Raw genomic sequence first — 19,300 nt, 5'->3', positions numbered from 1 at the left:
TGATTATGAAAGTAAATGTCAAAATGTTTTAGTATATGTATCAGCATTTAGTCCAGAAACTCAATTAATTATTAAGTAAGGATTCAGGTGGCGTGGAAATCCGATGAGGGGGGAAGGCTTCGCCTCCTTCTAGGAATGGGTTGAGTACAGCCGCTTCGGAGAGGCTCCCGGCTTGCCCCCTTTTTATTCGGCACAGGGAAAGCTTTCTGAGTAGGAAAAGGACAACGCCTGTGTTCACTCAACACAGAATCTGCTTTAATATAAGGTATGTGAGTGCTGTTGCCATGAACTTACAGCTTGACCCAAACCAACTCAAACAGTTGCCCACCGAAGAACTCGTTGGTTAAAGGCGTGCAGCAACAGCTCGTAATTGAGAAATTGCAACAAGAGATATATAGGCTCAAAGCTATCCAGAAACTTGATAGTCAAGCAAGTTCAAAGCCCCCTTCAACGGACTTGCTTCTCAAACCGGAAAAACCAAAACAGCCGAGGGACAAGAGCGCTGGCGACAAGAGTAACAGTAGTGGGGACAACAGTGCTGGCGCAAAGAGCGACAAACCGAAACGAAAGCCAGGAGGACAACCAGGTCACCCAGGTGATACCCGCTCACGAGCTGAATTAATCCAACAGTTGGGAACTAGCTTCGATGGTGTAATCAATAGTGATGATTACAGTGCCTATAATGGCTACAAGGTCAAAGCACAACAGAAATGTTTAGCCCATCTTTTACGTCACTTCAAAAAAGTCGTGAAATTGAGCCATGGCAATAATCCAGCTTTAGGGCATGTCTCAGGCAAGACCTATTTGGGGAAAAGAGCCTGGGCGCACTCGCCGATGTGACTGAATTTCCTTTCCCACGTTACTTTGGAAAGGCTCGTACACCCAGGCTGATTGATGAGCTAAAAACAGACCTGAATCCTTACTTTTAAACTGAGTATCTGACCGGGATTATAAGGGTTAAGAATGGTTAAGGATTGAATAACTGTCTCGCCATCATAAATGATGGCATTGAGAAAGCTGATTAAGATCTCTTTGCTTTGTTCGGAACCAAATATTTTTTTAAAGGCATAATCGACCTTCGGGTTAATAAATCTCATAAGTTTCTCCCGATTGAGCATGAAGTGAGGGAAGATAGTTTAATTCTATCTTTAAACGAATAACCCCGACAATTATTCTGTAGAGACGTTGCATGCAACGTCTCTACATCTCATTCATCGTTCACCAAATATCCCCGTGGTGTAATCATCCAATCTCCGTGAAGACGGGTACTTTGATTGCCAATGAGTACAGTGGTGAGCATATCAATGGGGATATCGAGTAATTTGTCAAGTGTGGAAAGGGTGATTTCTTCATCCTCTCGATAAGCCGATCGCACGATCGCGACAGGGGTTTGGGGGGAACGGTGTTGGAGTAAGATGCTATGGGCGATTGCCAGTTGTTCGATACGGGTGCGCGATCGCGGATTATATAAGGCAATGACGAAATCCGCTTGGGCAGCAGCGTTCAGCCGCTTTTCAATCACATCCCAAGGGGTCAACAAGTTACTTAAACTAATCGCACAAAAATCATGCATCAGGGGCGCACCCACGCGAGACGCCGCCGCTTGCAGGGCGGTAATGCCGGGAAAGACTTGTACCCCTGGCATTTTCCCATCCCAACCTTGGGCTTTGAGTTCCTCCAAAACTAATCCCGCCATCCCATAAATACCGCAATCCCCCGACGACACAACCGCCACCGTTAGTCCCCACTGGGCTAACTCAATCGCCCGTTGCGCCCGTTGGCGTTCTTGAGTAATTGGCAGGCGTTCAATAATTTGTCCGGGATGCAAAATGGGAGTAATTAAATCAATATAGAGAGAATAACCGATTACCGCATCAGCCTGAGAGAGTGCCGTTTTTGCCGCTGGCGTTATTTGGTCTAACTGTCCAGGTCCTGTACCCACCAAAAACAGTTGTCCAATTCTACCCGTATATTCTCGTTGTGCCACAGCAATCGCCACTGTCACCGCCCCCGGTTGATTGTCCCCCCGAACAATTTGTTTTTGCACCAGTAGGTTCGTAGTCGGCACTTTAGTGCCAGAAGCGCTAAAGCGCTCACTACAAACCAAGGCGGCGGCTTCTGCCACACTGGGAGTACCCACTTCCTGATTCACCACCGTTGAAGGCGTAGGCACATTTACCGAACGCAACACCTCCGCCGGAAAGGTTCGCAAGGGCAAATCACGGGCTTGACAAAATTCCACCAATCCCACTTCCGAGGCTTTAATATCAATCGTGGCAATTCCTGCGATCGCATCTACAGCTAGATGATAACGTTGACAGGTTTGGATTATCGCCGTTTCAATTAATTCTCTCGATGTTCCCCGTTCACAACCAATCCCCACCCATAATACCCGTGGATGCCATTGAATCTTGGGCAAATCAGAGTCTGGAGAAAAGCGACGCTGAGTAAAACTAATCCAAATCCGGGCATTGGCTGAGTTAGAATCAACCGCTTTGTCGCCCCCATCGAATACAAACGGATGTCCTGGGGGGAGGTGCTGTTGCCACAAAGTAGAACCCACCTCTTGGATCACCTCAACCCGTTCACCTTTAGCTACGGCGGCGCTGACACCTGTCCAATCTCCCTCACCCCGTTGCCAACCGAAGGGAATGCCCACCATATCAATAGCGGGTAAATTTAACCCAGTAGAACCCCCGGTTAAAACAGGAGTCGCCCCTAGTTGCAAGGCAATCATCCTCGCCAGTTGATCCGCTTTACCTTGATGTCCACTACATAGACTAATCACAAATTGCCCAGTTTCATCAACAACGATAACCGCTGGATCAGAGGATTTATCCTTTAAAAGCGGGGCGATAAGGCGCACCACCGCCCCCGTTGCCAAACAGAAAATAAAAGCGCGGTGGTTTTGCCAGAGAGAGGCGATATGGGATTTAAGAGAACCCTGGTAGAACGATTCGGTGGGAACATCCTTCCGTTCAGGAGTATGAACAGACTCAGGAAGCCACAACATCAACCGGGCTGTATGGCACAGAGGCTGTAGGGTTTGGGCGGCGGTAGGAGTCGTTGCGATCGCAACTAGAGGGTGAAAGTCTTGAAATAGCAACACAGCGTCTTTAGAATATCAACATCAGGACAACTTTAATCATTTTCTGGCAACTCACCAAACTGTTCTTGATAACGTGCTAACAATTCCTCTGGCGTTAAAATCCGATTTCCTCTCTCGTCAAACCAATACAACCACTCGCGCTGCAATCCTCGATGACTGCCGATTCCCCGACCAATTCCCAACCCAATTTCTGGCATCCAGAATGGCTCACCAATTTGACGTTGATACCTGCTATTAACTAAGCGATAAACTTCAAATGGCTCCTGTTGATCTCTGCGCCAAAAATCGGGATTATAGATGACGTAATATAAAACCCCCAACTTGGAATAAATTGATAATTTATCATCATACTCTCCCCCTGGTGTTTGAGAGACGATTTCTAAAATAAAAATCGGAATGATATCATTTTCTTCCCACACCACATAACTTTTACGTAGCTGATTTGCTCGAATCCGTTCAACGCCCAAACTCAAAAAACCATCCGGCACAATCGGAACTCTGGGATTGATTCCAGTCGTATGGTAAATTCCCATATTGACCCCAAAGAACCAATCAAAGCGCTGACCCCATAAGAAACCGAGAATCAACCCTAATAAATTGGTCACGAGAGTATGAAGTTCATTATCCACAGGCAACCCATCAGAGTCAGGCAATTCATCGCTCGTTGGTAAGCGGAGCTTGGAGTCAGATTTTACCATACCCGTATCCCTCTCAACTCTGCTTTTATCTTAACTTAAAGACTGAATTTATCTCCACCGACCTAATCAAATAAAATATAGTCGCTTCATCTGATGTCAAGGATATTTTTAATAAAAAATCAATCTGGACATTTTTACAATACATAGGTACTATAAAAAATAAGCGGAAATAAAGATTATTAACTATAGGGGTAGAGTGAGAATATGGCTAGCACTCATACAGGTATAGAGTGGACAGACCGAACATGGAACCCCACAACTGGCTGCAACAAAGTTAGTCCAGGTTGTACCCATTGTTATGCTGAAGCACTAACTAAACGGTTTCATCATAATTTTCCTAATGGATTTGATTTAACCCTGCATCGGGAACGTCTAAAAGAACCCTTGCGTTGGCGCAAGCCAAGTCGCATTTTTGTCAACTCGATGAGTGATCTTTTTCACGAAGAAGTGCCTATCGAATTTCTCAAAGACGTGTTTGATGTGATGGGTCAAACGTCTCAGCATATCTATCAAATTTTAACCAAACGACATGAACGTTTAGTTGAGTTGGCTCCTCAGTTAGAATGGCATAAAAATATTTGGATGGGAGTATCGGTTGAAAATCAGGACTATATTCACCGGGTTGATTTCCTGCGAAAAGTTCCAGCAAACGTGCGCTTTCTCTCTTGTGAACCACTTCTCGGTGATTTACATCTTGATTTAACGGATATTCATTGGGTTATTGTTGGTGGCGAATCGGGAAATAGATATCGTCCGATGAAGTTAGAGTGGGCGCAAAGTATTCGTGACCAATGTCAGAGGTTTGGTGTCGCATTTTTCTTTAAACAATGGGGAGGTAGAACTCCAAAATCTGGAGGAAGAGAACTAGATGGAAAGATTTGGGATGAGATACCGTTAGCTTGGAAACAACACCAACAGCAATGGGGGGAAGATATCACAGTATCTCGCCATCAGCCTACGAAACGACTTAACGTTTTGGTGGAAAAGTAACTCGTACCGTATCGCCAAAGGTGTTTTTCCGGCGCTTAGATGGTTCTGCTGTAATTTTGCCTTGAGCCTCTAGTTTTAGAAGAGCATCTTTGTAATTTTTCTTGATGTAACGTTTACCAATATGATGTCTTTGGTAAACCTCTATCATCGTCATTGTTTGACCAGCAAACTCATCTAATAACATATCTGTGAGTTCATCCAGTGGACGTGAAAGTTCAAAAAGTAAGGGTTGGAATTTTGTTGCCGGATTATACTCAAAAGAGGGAACACCTTGTTCTGTTGTCGAACTTTCCTTTGCCATAATCTCTTTCATAATCTCATAACCTCTTACATGCTTACTCACAAAGATTAAATGATGGCTAGTACGGTTGCCATTTTCATGTCGAAAACGGAAAGGAAGCACATACTCGCCTCCCATTTCTTTTAACGCTTCACAAATTTCTTCTACAATAGCGATTTCTTTGTGAGTTGGGTTCAGGGGGTGCAGTTTTTCTCGAAGTTGTGATGCACGATCTTCACCAAATAGAGCATTTATATGATTTTTGACGGCATCGTTACCTAGTCCCATATTAATCCGGTTGTAGTTAAAGAAAAATATACAGTCACAGCCCCAATTTTTAACCACAGAATTAATAAGTTGTAATGACAATCCTTTATATCCCCACGGATCGACAAAAAATAGAGTGGGAACCCCTCTAACTGGTTCAAACCTCTGAACTATCTCCTCACCAACTTCCTGATTTATAACAATGGGTTTATTTTTGAGTTGATTGACATCAGGAATTAAGTTAATGGAGTTCTGAAGGGACTGTGTATTATTAGTATCAACATCATTAAAAAGGGTAATCAAGCGTTCTCGGAAATCTGTTTCTTTAATAGCCGTTTCCAGTACACGCAACGGTGTAGATTCGGAACCATCTTGATATCGACCAGGACCAGCAAACAAGTCAATATAAGCAAGTTTCAGCTTCTTTGACAACCCTGGCTGTTGTTCTTGTCGTTTCAGAACTCCAATGATAACTTTTGCCCATGCCCAGAAGTATTTCTCAACTATTCTGGCTTTAACGAGTGATTGTTCCTTTTGTTCATCAAAAAAAGACGAGTTGTTCATAGTAATATTTTAAAGTGGATAATCCCAAAAACTATGTAGCACTATTTTTGTGCCTAGTGAGAATTTTACGAAACACCTAATAAGACAGATAACGGGCTATCAAGTTTGACCCATTCTAGCCTGACTTTTCACGGGAAGTCTAAAAACTATTGTAGAGACGAGCCATGGCGCGTCGGGGCGGGTTTAGTTACATCTGGGTGCAACCGAAAAGATAGCCGTGAAACCCGCCCCTACACAATTCACACTCACATTGCACCAGATACCGTGAAAAGTCAGATTCTAGCGGCTTTTTGAATTGTCTCTAGGGTTAACACACCGATCACTTTTCCTTCATCCATGACAGACAATCTCTGACTACCTGTCTGTAAGAGGAGGGATAAAGCCTGACGCAAATTCTCGTGAGGCGCGATCGCACGCTCCCCCTGATGCGGATAATCTGAAGAAACTCGCTGCATTGCCGCCTCCACCCGCCGTAAACTTAACTGACGAAACAGATCATCAGCCCCCATTAACTCCCGGACGAAATCATTAGCAGGACTTGTCAGAATATTTAACGGCGTATCAAATTGTAAAATCTTACCTTTTTGCAAAATCATAATCTTATCCCCCAGACGCAGCGCTTCCTCAACATCATGGGAGACAAACAGAATTGTTTTGTGTACCTTCCGCTGAATTCGCAAGATTTCGTCTTGCAGAGATTGGCGAGTAATCGCGTCAATAGCACCAAAAGGTTCATCCATTAACATGAATTTAGGATCACCAGCCAACGCCCGCGCCACACCAACGCGCTGCTGCTGTCCTCCAGATAGCTGTGCCGGATACCGATTCCGGTAAACTTGAGGGGGTAGTTCGACTAGCTGCAATAACTCATCAACACGAGACTGGTATTTTGGGCGTGACCATCCCAAAAGCTTGGGAACAACTGCAATATTCTCCGCCACCGTTTTATGGGGAAATAAGCCCGACTGCTGAATCACATAGCCAATTTGCTGACGCAGCTTCGTGACTTTCATTTGGCGGATGTTGACCCCATCCAGATAAATCGCGCCGGATGTAGGTTCATACAGTCGATTGACCATCTTGAGAACGGTAGTTTTACCACACCCCGATGGACCTAAAATTACCACCAGTTGACCCGCTTCAATGTCGCAGGTTACTCCATTTACGGCGGGTTGGGGTGTCCCTGGAAATTGGAGACGAACTTGATCAAAACGAATAGCACTCACTGATTTGGCTGATTTTTGTTAAAGTTAGCTCATTCCATTTGACAAATTACAAATGATAAATGACCAATGACCAATGACCAATGACCAATGACCAATGACCAATGACCAATGATATTTTAATTCTCTCCAATGGTCCGGGTGAAGTCACCACATGGGTACGTCCTGTGGTCAAAGCATTGCGCCAGCAGCTAGGATGCGATCGCGCATTGATCCGAATCTCGGTTATCCTGTCTCCTTGTCCCAACGCCACAGGCAAAGAAGCCCAGATTGTTCAATCCTATCCCGAAGTAGACCGAGTGCAAGGGGCACAGCATTTCTTTGGCTTCTTACTCTGGGGGAAAACTGCCGAAAACTGGGACTGGCGCGATCGCGGCGTGGTGGTATTCTTAGGCGGCGACCAGTTTTTCCCCGTCGTGATTGGCTCTCGCTTAGGATATCGTACCGTTGTTTATGCCGAATGGGATGCCCGTTGGCATCGCTGGATTGATCGGTTTGGCGTGATGAAACCCGATATCATTGCCAAAGCCCCAAAAAAGTATCGCCACAAGTTAAAAGTAGTTGGAGATTTAATGGCAGATGTGGCATTCGTAGGGGCTGTAGGGGCGAAGCATTCGCGCCCGGGTTTCTCGGTTTTATGCCAACACAAGAGCGCGAATGCTTCGCCCAATCACCAATCACCAATCACCAATCCCCAATCCCCAATCCCCAATCACCAATCACCAATCACCAATCCCCAATCCCCAATCCCCAATCCCCAATCCCCAATCATCAATCACCAATCACCAATCACCAATCCCCAATCCCCAATCCCCAATCCCCAATCACCAATCCCCAATCCCCAATCCCCAATCCCCAATCCCCAATCCCCAATCCCCAATCCCCAATCATCAATCCCCAATCCCCAATCCCCAATTGAATGGATTGGGTTACTTCCAGGGTCAAAACCTGCCAAACTGATTCAGGGAGTACCGCTAGGGTTAGCTATTGCTGAACACATTCACAAAGCTAGACCCCAAACCCGTTTTGTGATTCCTGTTGCACCAACCTTAGATTTAGTCACCCTAGCCCGTTTTGCTGATCCCCAGGAAAATCCCTTGATTCAGAAATTAGGATGGGGGGCGGCGAGATTGGTGATCCGAGATGAAGCAGATAGTAGAGACGCGACACTCATAATGGCGAGTGGTTTAACGGTAGAACTGACAACCGAATTTCCCGCCCATGACATATTATCCCAATGCTGTTTGTGCTTAACCACAGTGGGAGCAAATACGGCAGAATTAGGTTCCCTTGGTGTACCGATGATCGTGTTATTACCCACCCAGCAACTGGATGCAATGCGGGCTTGGGATGGATTACCCGGATTATTCGCCCGGTTACCGGGGGTAGGGACAAGCAATGCTAAGCTGATTAATTGGCTGATTCTGCAACAAGGACGCCTATTTGCGTGGCCCAATATTTGGGCAAAAGCAGAAATTGTGCCAGAAGTCGTGGGTCAACTGAAACCCCAGGATGTGGCACAATTAGTACTTGAGTATTTAGAGCATCCCGAAAAACTCGAACAGATGCGATCGCGCCTGCGGGCAGTTCGGGGTGAATCGGGTGCAGCCCAAAAGTTAGCGCAATTGGTGCAAGAGGAACTCACCCATGACAAATGACAAATTACTATTTTGGAGTTAACGTGTCAACCATAACCCTAGTAGTGATATCATCCTCCTACAGGGTAATCACATCACCGACCGACGTTGCCCATCGTCTTCTGCTATTGGGAGTCCCCTATTGTATTGGAGCTTTTTGCTATCGTGAACGCGACTGAAACCCAAACCCTACCAGCGCTGCAAACTGAAGTGTCTCGGCTTCGGGAAGAGTTACATCTGAGAGATCAGCTCGTGCAGCAGCTCTCTCAAGAGCTATTTCGCTTGGTTAAAGGCAATGCGAACTTCAAACCGCCAGCCGAGGTTTCTGAGCGTCATCAAGCCCAAATGCGAGTCTTGCGAGAACAGTTGCAAGATGTGGAGCAGCAAGTTAGATTTTACCAAGAGCAGATTACGACTCGCGATCAAGAAATTTATCAGTTGCGCCAGTCCGTGCAAGAATTAACCGATCGTTCTCGTATGTTGGAGCAGGTGGTTCAGGAGCTACCCCAAATTTATCGTCAGAAGTTTGCTGAACGCATGGCGCCTGTGAGAGAGAAGGTGAGCAGACTACAACGGGAGAATCGCCAACTTCATGCTGAGTTGCAAAGTGTCAGCTATCGGTTAGCGGTCAAGAATCGCAATATTACCCATGTTGACTTACCCAGTTTCGGTCGTCCCAGTAATAGCCCAATTCCTACGTTTGGTAGCATCTAATATAAAAAATAAGGCTGCATTTGTTTCTGATATCTGCTTTTGATGGGTATTTGAAGTCGCACTTGACGTAACTACAGTTATAGCAGTAGACACATAACTTAGGAAAAATCAACTGCGGTAGAGACGTTGCGGCAAAACGTCTATACTCAATAATCTGTTCTAAGCAATACCAGCAGTTGCTATTATTTCCATCACATATTCTTTTGCAAGGGGAGCATAACTTTCCTATCGTAAGGCAGATGTATTGGACATACTACCTTCGTTGAAATGAAGGCAGGCAAGATCCGAGCTTTTGGGCTAAACGGCAGCCCAACCCAAAAAATAGTCAGAGATTTAGCCTCTAACCGTTACGGTTAGCTGGCTATCTTGCCTGTTCGTTTAATTTTTTTCAATTGAAGAGAAGATAGGAGTTCAACTTCATGCCATTACTATCCACAGAAGAACTCAAAACTCTGGTTACACAGCCAGAAGGATTGTGTGTTTCTATTTTTATGCCTACCCATACGGCAGGTTCGCAAATCAAACAAGATCCCATTCGTTTCAAGAATCTCATGGGGAAAGCTGAAGCCCAGCTAGTTGAGCAGGGTATGCGCTCAGCCGATGCCCAAGAAATGCTTAAAAGCGCTCAAGAGTTGGATCGTGATCACTTTTGGCGTCATCAGAATCAGGGACTTGCTCTGTTCATCGCCCCCAATTTCTTTCGCTATTACCGTCTACCCCTGGATTTTGAGGAGTTAGTCGTAGTCGGTGAGCAATTTCACCTCAAGCCACTGATGCCACTGCTGACGGGCGATGGGCGTTTCTATATTTTGGCACTGAGTCAAAAGAAGGTGCGACTTTTAGTAGGAGGGCGCGATCGCATTCGGGAAATTCAGCCTGAGGAGGTTGACAATCTGCCAGAAAGTCTGATGAGTGTGCTTCAGTATGAGGATTCTGAAAATCAGACCCAATTCATGTCCTCACAAACCTATTCCCCTGGTGGATTACCGGGTTCAGATCCGGGAACACTCCATGGACGAGGTGTGGATGAAGATCACGAAAATCAGATTGTGCGCTTTTTGAGCAAAGTGAATAAAGGGATACGGGAGTTTCTACAGGATGAGACTGTCCCGCTAGTGCTAGCCGGTGTAGATTATCTCCTCCCGATTTATAAACGAGTGAATTCTTACCCCCATCTTCTGGAGGAAGGCATTACGGGCAATCCAGACCTCTCCAAGCCAGAAGAACTCCATACTCAAGCCTGGGCAATCGTTCAGCCTACGTTTCAACAGGCAGAGAAAGAGGCAATTGACCGCTTCAGAGAATTTTCTGGAAATAATCAGGAACAAGCCTCTGATGCCCTGAAAGAAGTAGTGCAGGCGGCTTATAATCGACGCATTGATTCGTTGTTTGTCGCCCTAGACCATCAGCAGTGGGGTAGCTTTGACCCACAGAGCAATACGGTGCAGCTACATGAGCAACACCAGGCGGGTGACCAAGATTTATTGGATTTAGCAGCGGTTTATACGGTTTTGAATGGTGGAACAGTTTTTGCTGTAGAATCCGAGCGAGTACCCGCTCAATCACCGATCGCGGCAGTTTTCCGCTATTAAGTTGCTCCTTTAGTTAGCGATCGTGATGAATCATCGGGCAACAATAAGTAAATTTGCTTGCTTGAAGGATTGATTGAAAGTACCCTATTGATGTTACGATTCCCATCAGTGCCGTGGGTCACACGGGAATCGTCAAGACGCCATGCGTCGCATTGTGTGTGAGGAAGTTCGATAAAGGGATGTTTTTGTCCGTGATAGACGCAAAATTAACTTCTGGGCGCTCGTTTAATTTAACGGGTTCGAGCCTCTTGACGTTACTAGCCGTTGGCTTGAGTCTGGGATCACTCATTCTAGATGGGTTGGGGGAACGCTCCCTTTTCGCCGGAGTCTCCATAACCTTGCCGTTGTTGATTTGTGCCGTGCTGAGTTCGGCGCTGGGATATTGGGTTGTTCCTTTTCTGCAAAGGCTGAAAATGGGTCAGATTGTCCGGGAGGATGGTCCGCAAACCCATTTACAAAAAGCTGGCACCCCAACCATGGGTGGGGTGTTTTTTGTACCCGTGGCGGTAATGGTGGCTCTATTTTGGTCGGGATTGGCACTGGGAGGGCAAGAGTTTGTCAACGTCCTAGTTGTATCCGTTGTGACCCTGGCTTATGGGATGATTGGCTGGTTGGATGATTGGCAAATTATCCGCCGCCGTTCTAATAAGGGCATTTCCCCTCGCCTGAAATTGGCACTGCAAATCAGCGTGGGGTTGATGTTTTGTATCTGGCTAGCGGCAAGTCAACCGATTAGTATTACCGCGATCGCACTGCCGTTTGGTATCGTTTTACCCTTAGGAGTACTGTTTTGGCCCCTAGCCCTGTTTGTTCTGGCGGCGGAAAGTAATGCCACGAATCTTACCGATGGGGTAGATGGATTAGCTGGAGGGACTTGTGCGATCGCGCTTTTGGCATTGGCTGCGATCGTTTCCCCAACTTCACCGGGTTTAATGGTGTTCTGTGCCTGTCTCAGTGGTAGTTGTCTGGGGTTTGTCGCACATAATCGCCACCCAGCCGCTGTGTTTATGGGAGATACGGGTTCCCTCGCTTTAGGCGGCGCCCTGGCGGCGGTAGGACTATTGAGTCAGAATCTCTGGTGTTTATTTGTTCTCAGTGGCATTTTCTGTTGGGAATCGATCTCTGTAATTGCCCAAGTTGCCTATTACAAAGCCACAAAAGATGATGCTGGGATAGGCAAACGGCTGTTTAAAATGTCACCGTTTCATAATCATTTAGAATTAAGCGGTTGGTCAGAAACCCAAATTGTGGGTGCGTTTTATTTGACAGGTGGGCTGTTAGCGTTGGTTTGTTTAGGATTGCACTCCGGTTTTTGAGCGATCGCCCAGTCAGTCCACGAAAATGTTTTGATATCTATAAGCCAGGTAATCTCTACTGTGAAGATTGCTTGGCTTATTAAATTAAGTGATTCATTAAGTTGTGCTTGAGACTAAGCTTTGCCAGCCGAGAAGGGGCACAGATGCTTTAACACAGTAAAAGACGGCAAACACAACTGATTCATTACGGTTCGCCCCAATCCTTTATACCGTCGAGTTTCTTACATTAGACACAGCGCAAGACATCAGCACAAAGTTAACCGTTGATTATTGTTAATGGGAGAGCGACTAAAACTAGCAATCACCAAATCGAACCGTCCCATCTCAGGTTCGGGAACCCCCCCTTCATGAGACGGGCTAACCGAGTTCAGTATAGAGATTGGTAGCCGAAGCAATATTGAAGCTCCCAAAGGCTGCTGATTGAGCCAAGTTAAGGTTCAACAGTCATGCTCCCCGACTTCTCCAGTATTTGTAGTTAAGCGAACTTGGAACACTCTTATGGCAAAAGTAGTTGGAATTGATTTAGGTACGACAAACTCCTGCGTAGCCGTCATGGAAGGTGGTAAACCCACCGTGATTGCTAACGCCGAAGGTGGACGTACAACCCCTTCAGTTGTGGCTTATGCCAAAAATGGCGATCGCCTCGTGGGTCAAATCGCCAAACGTCAGGCGGTGATGAACCCGGAAAATACGTTCTACTCAGTCAAACGCTTTATTGGGCGTAGACATGGCGAAGTCACCAATGAAGCGACCGAAGTCTCTTATAAAGTCCTCAAAGTTGGCGATAACGTCAAACTTGATTGTCCCTCTCAAGGCAAACAATTTGCGCCTGAAGAGATTGCGGCTCAAGTGCTACGTAAGTTAGTCGATGACGCCAGTAAGTACCTGGGCGAAACGGTGACTCAAGCCGTGATTACCGTTCCCGCCTACTTCAACGACTCCCAGCGTCAAGCCACGAAAGACGCAGGTAAGATTGCTGGCGTTGAAGTCTTGCGGATTATTAACGAACCCACGGCGGCTTCTCTCGCCTACGGCTTAGATAAGAAGAGCAACGAAACGATTTTGGTCTTTGACCTTGGTGGTGGAACCTTTGACGTATCCATCCTGGAAGTCGGTGATGGTGTCTTTGAAGTATTATCTACCTCCGGTGACACTCACTTGGGTGGTGACGACTTTGATAAGAAAATTGTCGATTACCTCGCCGCTGAATTTCAGAAATCCGAAGGGATTGACTTACGCAAAGACAAGCAAGCTCTGCAACGTCTAACGGAAGCGGCGGAGAAAGCCAAAATTGAACTCTCCAGCGTTACCCAAGCCGAAATTAACCTACCCTTCATCACCGCTACCCAGGAAGGTCCCAAGCACCTGGATATGACCTTGACTCGGGCGAAGTTTGAAGAACTCTGTGCGGACTTAATTGATCGGTGTCGCATCCCAGTTGAGAATTCGGTGCGCGATGCCAAAATTGATAAAAGCGCGATTGATGAGATTGTCTTGGTTGGAGGTTCAACCCGGATTCCGGCGGTAAAAGAGGTAGTCAAGCGGGTATTGGGTAAGGAACCCAACCAAACTGTAAACCCAGATGAAGTGGTTGCAGTTGGCGCAGCGATTCAAGCGGGTGTTTTGGCGGGTGAAGTTAAAGACATTCTGCTACTGGATGTTACACCTCTATCCCTGGGTGTAGAAACCTTGGGCGGTGTAATGACTAAGATTATCCCCCGCAACACCACCATTCCCACCAAGAAGTCAGAAACCTTCTCCACGGCTGTTGATGGTCAAACTAACGTAGAAATCCACGTTCTCCAAGGTGAACGGGAAATGTCCGGCGATAACAAGAGTCTGGGGACTTTCCGTCTCGATGGTATTCCCCCAGCACCGCGCGGCGTTCCCCAAATTGAAGTTACTTTTGATATCGACGCCAATGGTATCCTGAACGTTACGGCGAAGGATAAAGGTACGGGTAAAGAGCAATCAATTAGCATTACTGGCGCATCCACCCTCCCCAGTGAAGACGTTGATCGCATGGTTAAGGAAGCCGAAGCCAATGCGACGGCGGACAAAGAGCGTCGTGAGAAAATTGATCGCAAGAACCAAGCCGATTCTCTGACGTATCAAGCTGAGAAGCAGATTAATGAATTGGGTGATAAAGTCCCAGCAGCTGATAAGACTAAGGTTGAAGGCTTGATTAAGGATCTGCGAGATGCGGTGTCTCAAGAAGACGATGAAAAGATTAAGACGCTGACTACGGAATTGCAACAAGCTCTCTACAGCATCAGTGCTAACTTGTATCAACAAGCGGGTGGTCCTGAAGCCGGTGCTGCTCCCGGTGGTGCTGGTGCTCCGGGTGGTCCTGAAGCCGGTGCTGCTCCTGGTAGTGAATCCGGTGGTGGTGATGATGTCATCGACGCTGAATTCTCGGAAACGAAATAGCAGGTTAGGGTTAGAGGTTAGCCAGAGGCTAGCCTCTATTTTTAAGTATTATAAGCGACGCCAGTTCTTCAGAATGCGTCGCTTTATTTGTGAGGACTTATAGCATCTCGGCTGTTTACCGTTCCAGTACCCTCCCCTTGCCAAGGGGAGGGTTAGGGAGGGGTAAAATCAAGGTATTGCAGAGTTTTGAGCTTAGGTTAGGCTTGATCAGGATGGGTTAAACGGGTATTTTTTGGAGAAGGAGAGGGAATGGCGTACTGGCTTTTTCAAGGCAATCCCAAGTATTACCGGATTATTGATGCAATTGGCGATTTTGTGCAAATGCCGTGGTTGGTGACTCGCTATGCTAAGGATATGGCGGCGGGTGATGGGGTGTTGGTTTGGAAAGCCGGACAGGATGCGGGGATTTATGCGATCGCGGAAATTATTGAACCGCCTAAAATGTTGGATAAAGTCCCGGATATTGGCTATTGGATTGATAAGTCTCGTTTGGGAAGCAAGCCGCAAGCGCGTATTCGGTTTACGACTAAACTGTTAGAGAAGCCCCTATTGCGGGACTCTTTAAAACAAGATGCGGTGCTGAAGAGTTTGGGGGTGATTCGTGTGCCGAATGGGACAAATTATAAGGTAACGCCTGAAGAATGGCAGCGCGTTCATCAGTTGAAGGGATAAATGGGTAAACATAAAAACAAAACCTAACCCCCCCACCCCCCTGCAAAGGAAGGGGGAGTTATACTTCCCTCTCCTCGTAGGAGAGGGGTTGGGGGAGAGGTCAAGTTATGATTGGAGTCAAATCAATATTCATCATGCGCCAACCAGAATTTCAGCAGTCTATTCTTGACATCCTTGCTTCGCTGCAAGGGTTAAACCCCCTCAAGGAGTTATTTTGGTCGGAACTGAATTATGATCGCGAAAATCAACCCCTTTCGCGGCGGGGATGGAGTGATCCGGTTTCCCAACTATTAGCAGAAGATCCCCTATTATTAGCCTCGGCAGGTAGTGAGTTTCATATTATTTATGGGCGGTTGCAGTCGGAGCGCTTGTTGGCAAGTGATCAGCGTCCGGTGGTTAATCAATTGTTGAACAATCATCCTTATGCCTTATTTATTTTTTCTAATTATAATCAAGACCAATGGCATTTTCTTAACGTTAAATACGATGAAAAACAGGATAAGCGTCAGGTTTTTCGCCGAATTACCGTTAGTTCAGGGGAACAGTTACGAACGGCGACAGAACGCCTCAGCTTATTAGATTTAGCCGGAATTTCTGGGTTAGCCCCCTTGACAATTCAGCAGCGTCATGATCAGGCGTTTGATGTTGAGAAGGTAACGCAAAAATTCTTTGAGACATATCGGCGGGTATTTGAGCAGGTGGAAGGGTTACTTGAGCCGATGATGGCGGATGGGGAACAGCGGCGGATGTTTACCCAAAGGCTGTTTAATCGGTTGATGTTTATTGCCTTTATTCAGAAAAAAGGGTGGCTGAGTTTTCGGGGGAAAAGGAACTATTTAGAGGCGTTGTGGCAGGATTATCAAGATAAGTATACATCAGATGGCAATTTTTATCGCGATCGCTTGTCTCTTTTGTTCTTTTCGGGACTGAATAATCCTCAACAAATGGATATCACGGGGATTAATCAGGGGGGTTTTCTCCAGGAGGTTATGGGTACGGTTCCCTATCTGAATGGGGGGTTATTTGAACAAGATGAAGATGACCAAAATCCGGAGATTATTGTGCTCGATGAGGGGATTGAGGCGATTATTCTGGATTTATTTGCTAGCTTTAATTTTACGGTAACGGAGAGTACACCCCTGGATGTGGAGGTGGCGGTTGATCCGGAAATGCTGGGAAAGGTGTTTGAAGAATTGGTGACGGGGCGTCATGAAACGGGGAGTTATTATACACCGAAGCCGATTGTATCGTTTATGTGTCGGGAGGCGTTGAAGGGGTATTTACGCTGTCAGTTACCGGAGGAGTCGGTTGAGGCGATTGAGTTATTTGTGGATCAGCATAACCCGATGGGGTTGATTAATCCAGAGGGGGTATTGGGGGCGTTACGCAAGGTTAAGGTTTGTGATCCGGCGTGTGGAAGTGGTGCTTATTTGTTGGGGATGCTGCATGAGTTGTTGGAGTTGCGTCAGTGTTTGTTTGCGACGCGGAAGATTGACGCGAAGACAGATTATGCGCGGAAGTTGGAGATTATTGAAACGAATATTTATGGGGTGGATAGTGATGTATTTGCGGTGAATATTGCCCGATTGCGATTGTGGTTATCCCTGGCGGTGGAATATGAGGGAGATGATCCGCCGCCGTTACCGAATTTGAAGTTTAAGATTGAGGTGGGGGATAGTTTAATTGCGCCGAATCCTCAAGCAGGTTCGGGGATGTTTCGGGATGAGTTGATTAATCGGTATCGGGAAACTAAGGGGGCGTATTTAAAGGCGCATTCGGGTGGGGAAAAGCTGTCGTTAGAACAGGAGATTCAGCGGTTAAAGGGTGAAATTGCTTTATTAACTCACGGTAGTATTCAGGTGTCTGGGTTTGATTGGGCGGTGGAGTTTGCGGAGGTGATGGCGGATGGGGGTTTTGATATTCAGGTAGCAAATCCGCCTTATGTTAGGCAAGAGCTGATTAAGGATTTGAAGCCAGCGCTGAAGCAGGTTTATCCGGAGGTTTATACGGGTACGTCTGATTTATATTGTTTCTTTTATGCCCGGGCGTTGCAGTTGTTACAAGCTGGGGGAATGTTGGCATTTATTTCCTCGAATAAGTGGTTTCGGGCGAAGTATGGGGAGAAGTTGAGAGGGTATATTGCTGAGACTTGTCAGGTGAATAGTATTACGGATTTTGGGGAGTTGCCAGTTTTTCAGAGTGCTTCTACTTTCCCGATGATTTTTATTGCGGCTAAGGATAATCAAGGGAAGGATTCGGTTCGGTTTACTCAGGTTGATTCGTTATCTCCTCCCTATCCTGATGTATTGGCGTTAAGTCGTGACAAGGGACAAGTTTTACCGAGTGGTGCTTTGAGTGGTAGTAATTGGATGCTGACGGATGCGGCTACGGTGAGGCGGATTAAGCAAATGGAATCAGTGGGTATTCCGTTGGGTGAGTATGTTGATGGTGAGATTTATTGGGGAGTTAAAACTGGGTTAAATGAGGCTTTTTACATTGATGGGTCAAAACGGGAAGAGTTGATTCGTCAGGATGCTAAGAGTGAGGAAATTATTAAACCATTAGCGGTAGGTAAGGATATTCGCAAGTGGTGTATTGATTTTCAGGATAGATGGCTTGTTTATTCACCTTGGGAGTTAAAAATAGATAATTATCCAGCCATAAAAAAACACCTAAAAAAATGGCATTCAAAGTTAGAGTCACGTCCTGAATGTCGAGAAGGTCGATATAACTGGTGGTGTATGGCACGTTATGGAGCAGAGTATGTTGATGCCTTTGAATATCCTAAAATTGTCTATCCTGAAATTTCTAAGGAGTCTCGATTTGCTCTTGACACCACAGGAGTATTTGCCAATAACAAAGCGTTTATTATCGCTTCCGCCGACCTTTATTTATTGGGTATTCTAAATACTACTCATATATGGGAATATCTTAAAACTGCCTGTTCTGCATTAGGTGATGCTAATAAAGGTGGCAGATTAGAGTTACGCAGCATCTATATGAGTAAAATCCCTATCCCTAAAGCCTCAGATACCGAAAAAGAAGCCATTTCCGCCTTAGTCCAAAAATGCTTAGACGCCAAAGGAATAAACTGTGAGAAATGGGAAAAAGAAATCGATGAACGAGTCGCGGCACTTTATGGCTTGTAACGTTACCGTAAGGTGGGCAAGAGTAACCAAGGATACTATAAGCGTTTGAAGTTTTATGACTCTTGCCCACCCTACATAAAGATATTCCGCCGGAACATCTTTACCCCGCCATAATGTCTCTATCAGAGTTCGTTTATTCTCGGCGAGATGTGTATCATTATCTTATCGCGATCGCGCCCTAACCTCTGGTTTAATTCAAGCCAGCCGTAGGGTGGGTTAGACGGTGCTTAATTAATCAACAAACCATTCAATGAACGCGCCGTCGTAACCCACCGAGTTATCTGGCAAATCCCTCCTCAAAAAAAATCCCACGAATCGCTTGATTTCTGCTGTGATTTCAGGTACTATTTCATCATGGGAAAATGTGCGCTCCTATAACCCCCTTTTCAGGAACATTGGTATCCCTGACCAGAAACTCTAAATCCCAGAATTATTCTCCTTGAACTTACCCATCAGCCGCGATCGCGAATGAGATGGTGTTGAATCCATACAACAAACCCGTTGAATAAACCCATCGTCATAACTCACCAAGTTATCGGATTTATCGCCATCCCCAAAAAATCCCACGAATCGCTTGATTTATGCTGTGATTTCAGGTACTATTTCATCATGGGAAAATGTGCGCTCCTATAACCCCCTTTTCAGGAACATTGGTATCC

General features: G+C 46.0%; 13 protein-coding genes and 2 pseudogenes. 9 read left to right on the top strand and 6 right to left on the bottom strand.

Going from position 1 to position 19,300, the window contains the following annotated elements; all coding sequences use genetic code 11:
• Positions 1-297: 297 nt before the first annotated feature.
• A pseudogene (locus ACLGGO_RS30535) lies at positions 298-783 on the top strand (IS66 family transposase); the annotation flags it as partial.
• Positions 784-923: 140 nt separating this feature from the next.
• On the opposite strand, the pseudogene ACLGGO_RS30530 reads toward ACLGGO_RS30535, so the two are convergent.
• The 3 genes and pseudogenes from ACLGGO_RS30530 to ACLGGO_RS30520 form a co-directional block, all read right to left on the bottom strand.
• Positions 924-1,097, bottom strand: a pseudogene (locus ACLGGO_RS30530) (PD-(D/E)XK nuclease family transposase); the annotation flags it as partial.
• 110 nt (positions 1,098-1,207) lie between these two features.
• A complete protein-coding gene (gene cobJ / locus ACLGGO_RS30525) occupies positions 1,208-3,109 on the bottom strand; it encodes a precorrin-3B C(17)-methyltransferase (protein ID WP_446422116.1) in 1,902 nt (633 codons plus the stop codon).
• Between the two features lie 32 nt (positions 3,110-3,141).
• Entirely contained in the window at positions 3,142-3,807 is a 666-nt protein-coding gene (locus ACLGGO_RS30520) for a Uma2 family endonuclease (protein ID WP_446422115.1), read from the bottom strand.
• Between the two features lie 204 nt (positions 3,808-4,011).
• Here ACLGGO_RS30520 and ACLGGO_RS30515 point away from each other — a divergent pair, with 204 nt between their 5' ends.
• Positions 4,012-4,797 (top strand): DUF5131 family protein, encoded by a 786-nt coding sequence (locus tag ACLGGO_RS30515; protein ID WP_446422114.1) that lies wholly within the window; start codon positions 4,012-4,014, stop codon positions 4,795-4,797.
• Here the strand turns inward: ACLGGO_RS30515 and ACLGGO_RS30510 are convergent.
• A complete protein-coding gene (locus ACLGGO_RS30510; protein WP_446422113.1) occupies positions 4,775-5,908 on the bottom strand; it encodes a three-Cys-motif partner protein TcmP in 1,134 nt (377 codons plus the stop codon). The two genes, ACLGGO_RS30515 and ACLGGO_RS30510, sit on opposite strands and share 23 nt — an antisense overlap.
• 272 nt (positions 5,909-6,180) lie before the next feature.
• On the bottom strand, positions 6,181-7,134 hold the full coding sequence (locus ACLGGO_RS30505) for an ABC transporter ATP-binding protein (protein ID WP_446422112.1): 954 nt from the start codon (positions 7,132-7,134) through the stop codon (positions 6,181-6,183).
• A gap of 101 nt (positions 7,135-7,235) precedes the next feature.
• On the opposite strand from ACLGGO_RS30505, the gene ACLGGO_RS30500 reads away from it, so the two are divergent.
• The 7 genes from ACLGGO_RS30500 to ACLGGO_RS30470 all read left to right on the top strand — a co-directional run bounded on the left by ACLGGO_RS30500 (position 7,236) and on the right by ACLGGO_RS30470 (position 18,641).
• Entirely contained in the window at positions 7,236-8,789 is a 1,554-nt protein-coding gene (locus ACLGGO_RS30500) for a lipid-A-disaccharide synthase (RefSeq protein WP_446422111.1), read from the top strand.
• 144 nt (positions 8,790-8,933) lie between these two features.
• A complete protein-coding gene (locus ACLGGO_RS30495; RefSeq protein WP_446335986.1) occupies positions 8,934-9,482 on the top strand; it encodes an Npun_F5560 family protein in 549 nt (182 codons plus the stop codon).
• 419 nt (positions 9,483-9,901) lie between these two features.
• Entirely contained in the window at positions 9,902-11,074 is a 1,173-nt protein-coding gene (locus tag ACLGGO_RS30490) for a baeRF3 domain-containing protein (RefSeq protein WP_446422110.1), read from the top strand.
• 194 nt (positions 11,075-11,268) lie between these two features.
• Entirely contained in the window at positions 11,269-12,390 is a 1,122-nt protein-coding gene (mraY, locus tag ACLGGO_RS30485) for a phospho-N-acetylmuramoyl-pentapeptide-transferase (RefSeq protein ID WP_446422118.1), read from the top strand.
• A gap of 498 nt (positions 12,391-12,888) precedes the next feature.
• The gene (gene dnaK / locus ACLGGO_RS30480) at positions 12,889-14,820 is read left to right on the top strand and encodes a molecular chaperone DnaK (RefSeq protein ID WP_446422109.1); all 1,932 of its coding nucleotides are present in this window, start codon (positions 12,889-12,891) and stop codon (positions 14,818-14,820) included.
• Between the two features lie 249 nt (positions 14,821-15,069).
• Entirely contained in the window at positions 15,070-15,492 is a 423-nt protein-coding gene (locus ACLGGO_RS30475; RefSeq protein ID WP_446422108.1) for an EVE domain-containing protein, read from the top strand.
• Positions 15,493-15,626: 134 nt separating this feature from the next.
• Positions 15,627-18,641 carry an Eco57I restriction-modification methylase domain-containing protein gene (locus ACLGGO_RS30470; protein ID WP_446422117.1) on the top strand — a complete coding sequence of 1,005 codons (3,015 nt, stop codon included), beginning with the start codon at positions 15,627-15,629 and terminating at the stop codon, positions 18,639-18,641.
• A gap of 417 nt (positions 18,642-19,058) precedes the next feature.
• Here ACLGGO_RS30470 and ACLGGO_RS30465 read toward each other — a convergent pair whose 3' ends face one another.
• Positions 19,059-19,208, bottom strand: coding sequence for a hypothetical protein (locus tag ACLGGO_RS30465; protein WP_446422107.1), 150 nt, complete (start codon positions 19,206-19,208; stop codon positions 19,059-19,061).
• Between the last annotated feature and the right edge of the window lie 92 nt (positions 19,209-19,300).

Source organism: Coleofasciculus sp., assembly GCF_046565525.1.
GTDB lineage: Bacteria > Cyanobacteriota > Cyanobacteriia > Cyanobacteriales > Coleofasciculaceae > Coleofasciculus.
The sequence above is the reverse complement of the archived record's forward strand: the minus strand, read 5'-3'. Positions and strand labels throughout refer to the sequence as shown.

What these genes read in the sequence shown, in the direction of transcription:
- ACLGGO_RS30470 (WP_446422117.1), top strand. Translation starts at nt 15,627, where the DNA reads ATGCGCCAACCAGAATTTCAGCAGTCTATTCTTGACATCCTTGCTTCG.
- ACLGGO_RS30510 (WP_446422113.1), bottom strand. Translation starts at nt 5,908, where the DNA reads ATGAACAACTCGTCTTTTTTTGATGAACAAAAGGAACAATCACTCGTT.
- ACLGGO_RS30500 (WP_446422111.1), top strand. Translation starts at nt 7,236, where the DNA reads ATGACCAATGATATTTTAATTCTCTCCAATGGTCCGGGTGAAGTCACC.
- dnaK (WP_446422109.1), top strand. Translation starts at nt 12,889, where the DNA reads ATGGCAAAAGTAGTTGGAATTGATTTAGGTACGACAAACTCCTGCGTA.
- ACLGGO_RS30490 (WP_446422110.1), top strand. Translation starts at nt 9,902, where the DNA reads ATGCCATTACTATCCACAGAAGAACTCAAAACTCTGGTTACACAGCCA.
- ACLGGO_RS30520 (WP_446422115.1), bottom strand. Translation starts at nt 3,807, where the DNA reads ATGGTAAAATCTGACTCCAAGCTCCGCTTACCAACGAGCGATGAATTG.
- ACLGGO_RS30515 (WP_446422114.1), top strand. Translation starts at nt 4,012, where the DNA reads ATGGCTAGCACTCATACAGGTATAGAGTGGACAGACCGAACATGGAAC.
- ACLGGO_RS30475 (WP_446422108.1), top strand. Translation starts at nt 15,070, where the DNA reads ATGGCGTACTGGCTTTTTCAAGGCAATCCCAAGTATTACCGGATTATT.